Raw genomic sequence first — 11405 nt, 5'->3', positions numbered from 1 at the left:
CGCTCTAGGAAGCGGAGATATTCGTCTCCTCGCGGCTGATGGTCATGGTGCCGTTCGAGGTCGGAACCACGAGATATTCCACGAGCCAAAGCGCGGGCCGCGCCACCTTGCTGAAGCCGATCTGCCATCGAGCATTCTGCGCACCGATGCCGCCGCTTGCGTCCGGCGTGCTGACGGTCGAATAGGCGTCGCAATCGATGATTTCCGAGCGCGGGTCGGTGCCGCCGGGCTTCGGGCTCATCACGATATCGAAGCGCGCGCGCCCGAGAATGATCGGAATCAGGCTCTTGCAGGGCTCGGCCGAGGGGGGAGCGGGGTTGAGCGCAGCGAAGACCAGCGCCGATAGTGGGTCGAAAACGCCGCGCAGCCGCGGATTGACGCTGGCGGGCGTGCCATCGGGTCCGGCGAAATTCACGGAACTCGCCTCGCCGCCCGACGAAACGAACTGGAATCGCATCGGCGTCACATGCGAGCCGTTACGCAAACCCGTCGCCTCGCCGTTGATCCTGGTGTTTGAAAGAACCGGGCCGACATCGGCCGAAACCGTGACCTTGTAGTTGGCCGGGCCGAGCGTCGTGCGCACGATCGCATGGCCGACGCGAACGCCCTCCATATGAACCGTGTAGCGCGATATGAGGAGTTGCGCCTCGGCCGCCCCCGCGCCAAGCGCGAGCGAAACAAGACCGAAGGCGAGGGCAAAAAGCCCCCTGCCGCCTCTCCGCTTTCCGACCGCCGAAAACCTCACTGTCAACGTCATCCCACGGCATTCAATACGAGTGGCCTTTCCCGTCGAAGGAAAGACTCAGGATCTTTTGTTCGTCTGCTTGTCTCAGGCGTCAATCGCTTTCGATCTCCGCCGAACGAAATCTGAAGGGGCAGATGGCCTGCCGAAACGTGTGGTCAATCCCGCTGCCCATCGCCGCCTGGGCTTGCGGCACGAATTTCTGCTCGCCAAGAGTTTTTGAACCTCGCCATTACAAATCCCAAGAAGGCGCATCGTGCTCAGTCTGCCACGCGAGGATTGCTCTAGCCTGTGGTTACAGATTTCAATGTTCGAAATGTGATCGCTCGCCCTCGCCGCAATATCGCCGACGGCTTTCCCGCCAAGCTCGTGCGGGAGCGTGGCACGAGAGGATGGCGAATAAACCTTTGAACGAGCGTGAACTCGGCCTCGGACCGAGGCACAGTTTATGCGCCGATATTATGAAAACCGCGCGGTGGGAGACCGTCCGCGACTTCCAAGTGCGCCCGTCGCAAACCGACCGCGCCGCTACTGCGGAGTCGGCTTCTGTTGGGGTTGCGGCGCCGGCGCTTTCTTCGGCGCGACCTTCTGCGTCACCTTCGTCACGAACGGCTTCGCCTTGGACCTCGGCGCGCAATCCGCAGTGCCGAACATCTGCACCATGCGGAAAACCACGCGGTCGCCCTGCCGCCATGCCGCGACACCCACGCCGATGCTTTTGCCCTTGCTGAGCAGGTTCGCGTTGTGGCCGGGCGACTTTTTCCAGTCGTCCATCGCCTTCTTCGACGCCTCGGCTTCGGTCATCGGGTTGGGCCGTCGCCAGCCGCCCCACATGTTCTCGGCAAGGAAGCAATAGTTATAGCCCGTCGCGCGAACACGGATGGCGGGCGACCTGCCGTCAGCGGTGTGGCCGACACCTTCCGTCTGGGCGAGATAGCGGGCGTAAGCGGTCGCGGCCGCCTCAAGCTGCGGATGGCTGGAAACCGGCGGCAGGCGCTTTGCGGCTCGCCAAGCGTTGGTTTCGGCGATCACGGCGCGGCTCACGGCTGCCCTGTCGAGCGGGTAATCCTGCGCGTGCGCCGCTGCCATGCCGCTCGCTGTCATCGCCGCGAGAACGACGAGAAAAAGTCTCGACGACATCAATGTTCGCTCGCTTCCCCGTTATGCGCTGTCCTCAAACGCGCATTATTAACGCGCGTGCGCACAGGCGGTCCCCAGCGCCGCTACATCCCTAACGCGAGTCGCATTTTGGGTAAACGTACGGAAGAAAGTCGGCCGACGTTGCGTCAAGGCTCGCTCGCGAGAGACGGGGCCGCGCGGCCACTCGTTACTCGCCGACTTCCTCTTCCATGCGCTTTTTCTCCTCGGCTGCGCGTTGGCGTTCCACGAAACGCACCGAGATGATGGAAAGCTCGTAGAGAAGCAGCGTCGGAATGGCGAGGCCCACCTGGCTCATCACATCCGGCGGCGTCAAAACGGCAGCGACGGCGAAGATCGCAACCACGGCGTAACGCCATTGCTTGCGCAGCCAGCCCGAGGTTACGAGCCCGGCGCGCGCGAGCAGCGTCAGCACGACCGGAAGCTGGAAGCACAGGCCGAAGGCGAGAATGAGCGAAGTTATCAGGTGCAGATATTCGCTCACGCGCGCGGTAAGCTGGATGTGAACCTGCTGGTCGGCTCCCGTCTGCTGCATGGACAAGAAGAACGTCATCGCGAGCGGCATCACGATGAAGAAGACGAGGGCGCCGCCGAGGATGAAGAGAATGGGCGTCGCGATGAGATAGGGCAGGAAGGCGCGGCGTTCGTTTTTGTAAAGGCCGGGCGCAACGAACATGTAGAGCTGAGATGCGATGATCGGGAAGGCCAGCACGATCGCGCCGAAGAAGGCCACGCGCACCTGCGTGAAAAAGAACTCCTGCGGTGCGGTGTAGATCATGTCGATCTGCGCGTCGCCGCCAACTGCAAGGCGGTACGGGATCAGCAGAAAATTATAGATGTATTGCGCGAACGCGTAGCAGAAGAAGAAGAGGACGACGACCGCGATGACGCAATAGATCAGCCGACGCCGCAGCTCGATCAGATGATCGAGGAGCGGCGCTTTCGACTGGTCGAGATCGTCCTGTTCAGGTTGGGCCACGGCCATATGTAAGCGCTCACGCGGCTGGAGCTATGCGGTCTTTGGCGGGATCGCTCGCGGCTGCTTGCGGCTCCAAAGGCTTTGCGGGGACGGCTTGACTTGCGGGCGCGTATGACGACACGGCCGGTTCGGCGCTTGTTTTTTCCGCTTCGACAGCCGCCTTCGCAGGCGCGGTGTCGGGAACGGCCAGAGGCGCAGCGCTGTCGACTTGCGGCGCGGTCGGGATCGCCGGGGCGATCGCGCCCGGCCCATCGGCCTGCGTCGGAGCAGCGGCTGTGGCACCCTGTGCGCCTTCGCTCGTGGTCTTCGCGGCGTCGGCGCCTTGCGGCGCATTCGCCTGCGGCGGTTCCGGTGCGGGCGCGGGCTTCGAATAGTCGTGATCTATGGCGCGCCTGATGCTGTCCTTCAACTGGCCAGCCGGGTTGAGGGCGCGGAAGTCCTGAAGGTTCTTCTGAAGATCCTGATAGCCGCCTTCGCGCATCGAGTCGTCGAATTGACGCCGGAAGTCGTCCGCGTGGTTGCGGATCTTCCGCACGAAGCGGCCGAGCGTATGAAGCATGCCCGGCAGTTCCTTCGGGCCGATGAAGATCAGCGCGACGACTGCAATCACGAGAAGCTCAGACCACGCGATATCGAACATTCTGCCCCTTTGCCCTCAAGGCGCTAGCGAACGCTTGCTCAAGCCTTCGTTTCGGAGCCGACGGGAGACTTCACTTCAGCGCGCGGGGCCTCGTGCTCGATGGGCTTCGGGGCGGCGGGTGCGGCGGTGCTCTGCGTGGCGGCGGGCGGCGGCGTTGCCTCTTCCTCCGACATGCCCTTCTTGAAGCTCTTTATTCCCTTTGCGACGTCGCCCATCAGCTCCGAAATCTTGCCTCTGCCAAACAGAAGCACGACGAGCAACAGAACAATAAGGAGCTGCGGCAGACTCCACGTCGCTCCGAACATGAGATCCTGGGGCATCTGGATTTACTCCTTCGTCGCCGTCTTCCGGCGGCACGCGCGATGTTGGGAAATTTCACCTGAACGTGGCCGCATGAGCGCGCCATGTCAAGCGCGCTCATCCTATCAATGCGTAGCAGAAAAGCGAAGGCGCGCCGATGTTTCCGCCCCGTCGCCACCTTTCGGCGATTTGCGCGCGAAGGCAGCGCCTCCGAACCTCGCGCGTCAGCCCGCCGACGCCACGAGCACGGGATGCGGCTTGTGGGCTTCCGGTTCCGCCTCGACGGGAGCGTCGTCTTCGGCATCCGTGTGCATGCCCGATGGCTCGTCCTCCAGTGGATCTTCGTCCTCGCGAAGGGCCATGCTGTCGTTCGGCTCCGGCACGGAGAAACCGGGCGGCAGGTTGCTGTCGAGGAGGCCCGCCCCTTTAAGTTCGGCGAGACCCGGCAGGTCGCGGATGGAATCGAAGCCGAAATGATCGAGGAACGCTTCCGTGGTGCCGTATGTGGTGGGGCGCCCCGGCGCGCGACGGCGTCCGCGAAGGCGCACCCAGCCGATTTCCAGCAGCACGTCGAGCGAACCCTTGGATGTCGAGACGCCGCGAATTTCCTCGATCTCGGCGCGCGTCACCGGCTGATGGTAGGCGATGATGGCGAGCGTTTCGAGTGCGGCCTTGGACAGCTTGCGCTGCTCGATGGAATAATGTTCAAGCAGGAACGAGAGGTCTTCCGCGGTACGGAACGCCCACTTGCCCGCCACGCGGACGAGGTTCACGCCACGCCCGGCGTAAAGCTGCTGAAGCTCTTCCAGAAGCTGACGCACATCGTCTTTCGCGCCGAGATGCTTCGCGAGCGAGGCTTCGTCGAGCGGTTCGGCGGCGGCAAACAGCAGCGCTTCCACGATGCGCAACTTTTCGCGCCGGTCAGCCGAAGGCAGCCGCGTCACATTGGAAGGGAGCGGCATCGGCAAAATCGGCACGCGGCCGTTTTCATTCCCGCCATCTTTTCCCTTGCCGTCTCTACCTGCCATAGGAAACCATCCGTTATCCCCAGCTTTTCAGACAGCTAGTTCGCCTGATTTGGGGGGCACGCGCAAGTGTCGCATTCCGCTCCTGCCGGATGGGCGCGTCGAACAGCTTGCGATCACAATTATTGACTTCGATCAATTCGAGGAAGGCCGGTAAGTTTCCCTTAGAGCGGGAGGCGCTATGACTGGAAGAAAGCCGGAAAGAAAGACTCACTCTTCCGCAGCAACCCTGCAACGGCACTAAATCATGATCCGTTTCAATGTCTGGCCCATCGTCGGTCTTTTCCTCGCCGGTATCGGCATTTCGGGTGGTCTTTTCCTTTTCGCGCTGCATGCGGGAAGTATCGACGGTATCGGTTTGACGACGGCGCTGGCCAGACAGCATGCGGAGGTCGAGGGAAGCACAACCGAAGGCCGCAGGTTGGCTGATGCGGCGGGTTCTTCCGATCTAGAAAAGGCGCGCGGTCTGCCAAGAGGCGACGTTCAGACCTATAAGGCAAGCGCGCACGATACGTCGCGCCCAGTGTTACTCGCTCTCCCCGGCGAACCGGCGCTCGAAGCCGTAACCGCCGAGTAAGGCGGCGTCGGTTCGATGCATAGCTGTCTGCCTGTAAAATGCCGGCACCCGCTTACCGGACAACATTCCAGCCTTTACCGCATTGACCGATATCGCACGCGGCGATCTGCTATTGACCGCGCGCGCGCGCGCACCTATGGTCCTCAAGCGCGCGCGGACGTTTTTCCGCACGTTGTTTATTGTCCCTAGTGAGCCCATAGCTCAGCCGGTAGAGCATCTGACTTTTAATCAGAGGGTCGATGGTTCGAATCCATCTGGGCTCACCAATAAAATCAAAGACATAGGTTCTGCGAACGGAACCTGCGCGAATGAAACTGCGAATGAAACGATCAGATTCGCCCTCAAAGAACGGCTGATCAAGCCGCTACGCGCTTACCTTCCGACAACGGGAAGGATGCGTTCGCGCTCATTCGAGCGAGGCCGACGATGACGAGCGGGTTGTTCGTTATGCGCGGCATCGCGATCGTTTTGGCGATCAGCGTCGCGATGCTCTCGGCCATCATGGTATACCAAGGCGGCGCGGCACGCGCTGGCGTCTCCCCGCTCGCCTCGCTCGTCGTCGGCGGCGTCGGCGTCGCAATGGTCCTCTACTCCCTGACCGCAATCTTCATGTCGCGTCAGGCGCGAAGGGAGGGACGCCGTGCGCTGAGCATGGCACTCCTCTGTGGCCTCGTTCTATCAGAAGGCTACATTCTCTTCTATGAGGCGGCGTGGTGGAAAGCGAAAATCATCGTCGCACAGGAGCAAAGCCGTTTCCAGCAAGCTGCGGCGCAGGCCGTAGCAAAGGGCGAGATTGAGGTGATCGAAAACGCGCAGCGTGTGCTCGAAACACTGAAAAGTACGCGCGACAAGGGCGAGGTTCTCGCCGAGATCGACCGGGAACTGGCGCGCAACGTGAACCTTGGCAAGGGGATGCGCGAACCGCTGGCGAAATCGACGGCGGATTGCACGAAAACCGACGTGCCGGCTTACGCGCTGTGCTCGACGGTGTTGTCGATTCGGATGGAGCTGGCGACGATCGAGAAAATCGAAAAAGCAAAATTTGTGATCGGCACCCGCGTCGCTGCGCCGGAGATGCCGGTGCCGGCGAATGCGGGCGAGGCGTTGATCGCCGAAATGACGGGCGTAGACGAGAAGACCGTCGAACATATCTCGCTCATGATCGGTCTACTCGCTCTGGCTGCGCTCCGCACGCTTTCCTTCGCTATCGCCTTCCACGGGCATGATAACGAGGCAGTGCGACCCTCTCAAGCATCGGGGACGGACCGCTCGCACAGCGTCTCGGAAGTGCTCATGGCATCTCTGCCTGTCCCCGATCTCGACGCACTCCGGCTCGACAGCGGGGAGACGAGCGAGAGGGGAAGTGGGACGGCTACCGACGCATTCCCGTCTCTGGGGAACGCCGGCTCGCGTGACCGTCGAGGAGGCTCCGTCACCCTCCCCGTGGAGAGACTGGCCGGGGACTCTCCCAAACAGGATGCATCGCCTGCGCCGCAAGGCTCGCGCTCAGCGGGCGTGTCGTCCGCACCGCAGGGATTGCCGCGCCGCTCGGTTCCTGCCGCCACGGAGGCGCTTGCGGGCGACTCTATCGCCGCCTTTTACCGGGAGCGGTGCGCTCCCTCCCTCGGCTCCCGCATCTCTGCGAAATCCCTCCATGCCGCCTACCGCGCGTGGTGCAAGGCGCGCGGACTCGCTCCCGCGTCCATGACCCGGTTCGGCCGGAATCTCCCTGAGTACGCGCGGAGGCTCAAAACAAACGGTCGAATTGTCTACCTGGATATATCGGTCCCCGATGCTCCGCTCCCCGCGCCTCCCGCCACGGTGCCGACCTTGCGCCCTCTCGTGCCCGAAATACCCGCGCATCAGGGCACCATGAGCGCCGCCTTCCGCTTCACGCCCCAAGATGCCGGGGCCATGGCACGGGCCGAATGAGGGCCAGTGGCAGGGCCATCGCAGGGGCCAATAAAACAGGCACGAGAACCCCTGCAAATAGGCGCTTTTCGGTCGGACACCCGCCTGTAAAGGGCCAGTTGCAGGGCCAGGGACGGGCCAGTGTTGGGGCAGAGGCCGGGCCTGAAAATTCAGCAGGGCCTATCAAGATCAAGGAAGATGCGCTGTACAATTTTTCCACAGAACGTCAAGGAAAACCCTTGAAATCATGCGGTTGCGAGCGAAGATATCGTTCGATAAAAAGAAAAATCCCCGCCTTTTTGAAGGGCGGGGCGAACACTGTTCTGGATGTGCTGCGTGAACCAGTCGATTTCTGCAAAAAATCGACTTCCAAAATCTTTAGGAAAACGGCTCGTGCAGACGATGCATTGCGAATATAGGGTCCAAAACTCCCTCGCACAAGCGGTTTTCCTCAATATTCTGTGGGGAAAACGCGACGATGGCGCGTTCAAATCTTGCGTTTGCGGAACCTTCCGCGATCGCGGCAAGCTTCTCTCAGCCGTGGGCTGAATCTTTTATACAATCGATTCCGACCGTGACATGGTCCGCTAACTCGCCCGCCCGCGATATGCGGAGGCGTCCTCGTGCAGATGCAGTGCGTTTCCGCCGGCTCGCGTTCAACAGCGCCGCGTCAAAGCGCTGGCTCGTGTTCGACATCGACGACTGCGATGCCATGGATGCGCCGCATGACGCCTCCTTGCCCATGCCCACGCTCGCGATCGTCAACCGCCGCGACGGGCACGGCCATCTCGCATATCGCCTGCGCTCGCCAGTTACCTTCTCCGATCGCGCGCGCGAGGCACCGCGCCGGTTCGTGGCGGACGTGGAGCGTGACATGACGCTCCTTCTCGGTGCCGATCGAGCATATACAGGGCCGCTCGCGAAAAATCCTCTGCATAGGGATTTCCGAACGTTTGCGACGAACCGCGATTTCGAGTTGCGGGAGCTCGCCGCTCACGTTGACCGGGATGCCGCCCATGCCCTTCGTGCTACGTGCTCGCGTGAGATCGGCCTCGGACGAAATTGCACGGTGTTCAACGATTTGCGTGTCTATGCCTACCGCGCGGTAATCAATTTCAAAAGGCGCGACGATTTCCGCGGTTTCCTGCATCGCCTTGCGGCGGTCGCTGACGACCTACGTCAAAATCCTGCGTTCATGACACCGCTACCACAAACAGAAACCATCGGCATCGTGCGGTCGGTCGCACGGTGGACTTGGAAGAATTTTCGATCGATCGCTTCATCAGCATCCAGCGGTCACGTGGGATCAAAAGCAGTCAAAAGCGTTGGAGCGATCACGTCTCTCTCGATGTGACGCGCCCGTGGGAAGCTGAAGGCATCTCCCGGGCGACATGGTTCCGCAGGAAGCGCGCGGCTGCCAATGAGGCGTGAGACCCTAACCATATCAGGGATATTGCCGTCAGCCGCCTGTGGTAGGTCAGCTTGACCTGATGCAGGCGAGCTTTCGAGAGTCGCAAAGAGCGGGGTCGCCGGCGGAAAATGCCGTTGTTGATTGTCTTGTTGATGAGGCGTGCTTCACGTTGTGAGATTCTAACCGTATCAGGGATAATGGTCGAAGCAGTCTTAAGGCGCTTAAGCTCAAACCGCCACATCGTAGGCGGAAAGATTGCTATTCGATGTTTGACGACGACGCTTGGAGGCTTGTCGCGGTGCGTCACTACCATCGGAAAAATTGGCAGCTGTATCGCAAAGAGGTCATAGAGCTCGACGGCGGTGTTTGTACTCGTTGCAAGCGAGGTCCTTCAGAGGGGGCTGTACTTCAAGTTCATCACAAGCAGTATATTGCCGGTAGATTGCCATGGGAATACCCTTATGACCTATGCGAAACGCTTTGCAAAGGATGTCATGCTGAAGAACACAGCATCGTCGCGCCGTCTTCCGGATGGGAATGCTTTGGATATGATGATCTCGGAGACCTGTCTGGAGAATGCGAGTTATGTGGAAACTCCATACGCTACGTTTTCTTTGTGCAGCATGAGAATTGGCCACCTTTGGAAGTCGGGGAAATATGCTGTGACAATCTAACGGAATCTTCAGTCGCCAGTGATTATGTGGATTCAATCCTCGCGCATAAATCGAGGCTGCAGCGATTTATCAAGTCACCTCGATGGAAAACCGGCGATGACGGTATCTTTCGAATACGTCAAAAGCGTATCGATCTTGCGGTCGAACCCGTTGATAATGGGTATCGATTGTCCGCTAATAGGATACAAGGAAAACGCTTCTTTTCGTCGGCCGTCGAAGTGAAAAAGCACGTCTTCGAATTGTTGGAGAGCGGCAAGCTTGAGGAATACTTGAAGAATACACAAGGGCACGCATTGCCGAAACGAAAAGGCCGCGCCAATTCCTGACGCGGCCCTTCTCCCTCACCCCGGCCCGCTGGGAGACGACGGCGCCGGTATTTATGGGCCGCCCCGCCCCTGAGTTCCCGCTGGCAGGGCGGAGCGGCCGAGCGCAGCGCATCACGCGCGCGCAATCCTGCTACCGCACCGCAATCCTGCCTGCCGCCGCATCGCGCATGAGCGCCGCGCGCGTATCGGCATCGGCCGACGCCAGCGCGGCTTGCCACTCGCGGCGAGAATACGTTTTCGTCGGTTTCGGCGCTGCCGGAGCGGCCGCCCGTGGTGGCTGAAAGATCCCGGCGAGATCGGGATCGCCCCGCAGATCGTGGAGCAGTTCCACCACTGTCATCGGCCCACGCACGCCCCAGCGGGCTTGCCCATCGTCTCCGACAACGCGCACGACATCGCGCCCATCCTCCTCGACCACAGTTACACTCGACTCAAGATGAGGCCATAGAAGCCGCATATTTGCGCCGCCTGACGACTGAACCGCGTCCATAATCTCGCGATCGACAAGCAGCTTATGAAAGTGTGTTTTGTATTTGTCGGCGGCCTCGGTCGCTTTGCGCGCCTCAGCTTCTGCCGATCGCCGGGCTGCACGTTCCCGGTGGAGTGCCGCCCAAATGGCGGTCGTGTCGCCGCCTTCGCCGCCCTCAGCGGCTGTCACCTCGCGCTCATCGGCGGACGTGCTTATGTCGTCGTTCATTTCGGTTCTCCCGCATCTCGCGCCCGCCCATCCTGTCACAGTTCGGAACGATCGCGCGGCCCTCTCGGCCCTAAACCGAAGTATTATTCGTGATTCGTCCGTGTAATACAAAGCTTAAATCGAAACACTTGCTCAGCAACGACGAACAAATCTGCACCTTGAAGCGGCTTATAGCCCGGTCCAAAAAGGGCACCACGTAAATATTTTTAACATTTAAAATCAATGATATAAGCGCGATATTGGGCGACAAACGTCTGATCTTACGGCCGCCTTCCGAGGTGGTGTTTTGATTCATGGTATACTTTGCAGAAATTGATTCTTCGGTGAATAAATGCCAAAAACGTCTTTTTCATTGTGGCGTCGCGACGTCGGTTACTCGCTCGATCAAGCCGCATCTGCCCTTGGTCTTGCGCGGAGCACGGTTTGCTCTTTGCAGCGCGGCTATGATAGCCAAGGCCGTCCCGTCGTCCCGCGCGAGGATACACGCCGCTTGATGACCGCGATCGAGCGCGGCCTTGATCTTGTGCCGTACCCGCTCGCGCCGCACGAGATGGCCGTAATCCAAGAGGCTCGCGCCCGCCGCATCCGCGCTGGGCAGCGCAGGGGCGAGGCCGCATGATGACCCCGCGACAGGAATTCCCGCGCGCGTGGGCGTCTTGGGTAGGCATGCGCCAGCGCTGCCGCGATCCCCGACACGTTGCCTATCATCGGTACGGCGGACGCGGCATCACGGTCGATGCTCGATGGTCAACGTTCGCGATATTCCTCGCTGACATGGGCGAGCGCCCGATCGGCACAACGCTCGATCGCATCGACCCTGATGGCCCGTACACGCCCGCGAACTGCCGCTGGGCATCTTGGGCTGAGCAGGCGGCTTCACGCCGCCCGAACCGTCCGGCCCTTGCGCGTGCCGGTCGAAAATCGGCTGCGCTGAAAAGGCTTCGACGCGCCGCCTCGCATCCATC

Annotated in this window: 11 protein-coding genes, 1 tRNA gene and 1 pseudogene; 6 read left to right on the top strand and 7 right to left on the bottom strand. The window is 60.9% G+C overall.

All coding sequences use genetic code 11. From position 1 onward, the window contains the following. Positions 1 to 4: 4 nt before the first annotated feature. The 6 genes from T281_RS13305 to scpB form a co-directional block, all read right to left on the bottom strand. Complete coding sequence (locus T281_RS13305) at positions 5 to 757, bottom strand: DUF3108 domain-containing protein (protein ID WP_037239928.1); 753 nt, start codon at positions 755 to 757, stop codon at positions 5 to 7. A 513-nt stretch (positions 758 to 1270) separates the two neighbouring features. Beyond that, the gene (locus tag T281_RS13300) at positions 1271 to 1882 is read right to left on the bottom strand and encodes a CAP domain-containing protein (protein ID WP_037239927.1); all 612 of its coding nucleotides are present in this window, start codon (positions 1880 to 1882) and stop codon (positions 1271 to 1273) included. 187 nt (positions 1883 to 2069) lie between these two features. Next, positions 2070 to 2885, bottom strand: a complete 816-nt coding sequence (gene tatC, locus T281_RS13295) for a twin-arginine translocase subunit TatC (RefSeq protein ID WP_037239924.1) — start codon at positions 2883 to 2885, stop codon at positions 2070 to 2072. Positions 2886 to 2895: 10 nt separating this feature from the next. Then, positions 2896 to 3519, bottom strand: a complete 624-nt coding sequence (gene tatB / locus T281_RS17880; RefSeq protein ID WP_052037479.1) for a Sec-independent protein translocase protein TatB — start codon at positions 3517 to 3519, stop codon at positions 2896 to 2898. Positions 3520 to 3557: 38 nt separating this feature from the next. Continuing rightward, positions 3558 to 3824: a twin-arginine translocase TatA/TatE family subunit gene (locus T281_RS13285; protein ID WP_037239934.1), complete on the bottom strand. Its 267-nt coding sequence runs from the start codon at positions 3822 to 3824 to the stop codon at positions 3558 to 3560. A gap of 219 nt (positions 3825 to 4043) precedes the next feature. After that, entirely contained in the window at positions 4044 to 4847 is an 804-nt protein-coding gene (gene scpB / locus T281_RS13280) for an SMC-Scp complex subunit ScpB (protein ID WP_037239921.1), read from the bottom strand. A 244-nt stretch (positions 4848 to 5091) separates the two neighbouring features. On the opposite strand from scpB, the gene T281_RS13275 reads away from it, so the two are divergent. The 5 genes from T281_RS13275 (at position 5092) to T281_RS18850 (ending at position 9743) form a co-directional block, all read left to right on the top strand. Beyond that, the gene (locus tag T281_RS13275) at positions 5092 to 5421 is read left to right on the top strand and encodes a hypothetical protein (RefSeq protein ID WP_037239918.1); all 330 of its coding nucleotides are present in this window, start codon (positions 5092 to 5094) and stop codon (positions 5419 to 5421) included. 190 nt (positions 5422 to 5611) lie between these two features. Continuing rightward, a tRNA-Lys gene (locus T281_RS13270) sits at positions 5612 to 5687 on the top strand. Positions 5688 to 5847: 160 nt separating this feature from the next. Next, the gene (locus T281_RS13265) at positions 5848 to 7353 is read left to right on the top strand and encodes a primase-like DNA-binding domain-containing protein (RefSeq protein WP_081796798.1); all 1506 of its coding nucleotides are present in this window, start codon (positions 5848 to 5850) and stop codon (positions 7351 to 7353) included. Positions 7354 to 7810: 457 nt separating this feature from the next. Continuing rightward, a complete protein-coding gene (locus tag T281_RS18375) occupies positions 7811 to 8686 on the top strand; it encodes a replication initiation protein (RefSeq protein WP_081796797.1) in 876 nt (291 codons plus the stop codon). Positions 8687 to 9008: 322 nt separating this feature from the next. Beyond that, positions 9009 to 9743: an HNH endonuclease gene (locus T281_RS18850; protein ID WP_155955246.1), complete on the top strand. Its 735-nt coding sequence runs from the start codon at positions 9009 to 9011 to the stop codon at positions 9741 to 9743. Between the two features lie 130 nt (positions 9744 to 9873). On the opposite strand, the gene T281_RS13245 is transcribed toward T281_RS18850, so the two are convergent. After that, positions 9874 to 10440: a hypothetical protein gene (locus tag T281_RS13245; RefSeq protein WP_037239898.1), complete on the bottom strand. Its 567-nt coding sequence runs from the start codon at positions 10438 to 10440 to the stop codon at positions 9874 to 9876. A 615-nt stretch (positions 10441 to 11055) separates the two neighbouring features. On the opposite strand from T281_RS13245, the pseudogene T281_RS19400 reads away from it, so the two are divergent. Then, positions 11056 to 11405: pseudogene (locus T281_RS19400) on the top strand (hypothetical protein); the annotation flags it as partial.

The organism is Rhodomicrobium udaipurense JA643, from assembly GCF_000636015.1.
Taxonomy (GTDB): Bacteria; Pseudomonadota; Alphaproteobacteria; order Rhizobiales; family Rhodomicrobiaceae; genus Rhodomicrobium; species Rhodomicrobium udaipurense.
This window is presented reverse-complemented; position numbering and strand designations above follow the sequence as displayed.

Bases quoted from the DNA above. Each gene is read 5' to 3' on its own strand.
- T281_RS13275 (WP_037239918.1), top strand. From the start codon at position 5,092: ATGATCCGTTTCAATGTCTGGCCCATCGTCGGTCTTTTCCTCGCCGGT.
- tatB (WP_052037479.1), bottom strand. From the start codon at position 3,519: ATGTTCGATATCGCGTGGTCTGAGCTTCTCGTGATTGCAGTCGTCGCG.
- T281_RS13245 (WP_037239898.1), bottom strand. From the start codon at position 10,440: ATGAACGACGACATAAGCACGTCCGCCGATGAGCGCGAGGTGACAGCC.
- T281_RS13265 (WP_081796798.1), top strand. From the start codon at position 5,848: ATGACGAGCGGGTTGTTCGTTATGCGCGGCATCGCGATCGTTTTGGCG.
- T281_RS18375 (WP_081796797.1), top strand. From the start codon at position 7,811: ATGGCGCGTTCAAATCTTGCGTTTGCGGAACCTTCCGCGATCGCGGCA.
- T281_RS13300 (WP_037239927.1), bottom strand. From the start codon at position 1,882: ATGTCGTCGAGACTTTTTCTCGTCGTTCTCGCGGCGATGACAGCGAGC.
- T281_RS18850 (WP_155955246.1), top strand. From the start codon at position 9,009: ATGTTTGACGACGACGCTTGGAGGCTTGTCGCGGTGCGTCACTACCAT.
- T281_RS13305 (WP_037239928.1), bottom strand. From the start codon at position 757: ATGACGTTGACAGTGAGGTTTTCGGCGGTCGGAAAGCGGAGAGGCGGC.
- scpB (WP_037239921.1), bottom strand. From the start codon at position 4,847: ATGGCAGGTAGAGACGGCAAGGGAAAAGATGGCGGGAATGAAAACGGC.
- T281_RS13285 (WP_037239934.1), bottom strand. From the start codon at position 3,824: ATGTTCGGAGCGACGTGGAGTCTGCCGCAGCTCCTTATTGTTCTGTTG.
- tatC (WP_037239924.1), bottom strand. From the start codon at position 2,885: ATGGCCGTGGCCCAACCTGAACAGGACGATCTCGACCAGTCGAAAGCG.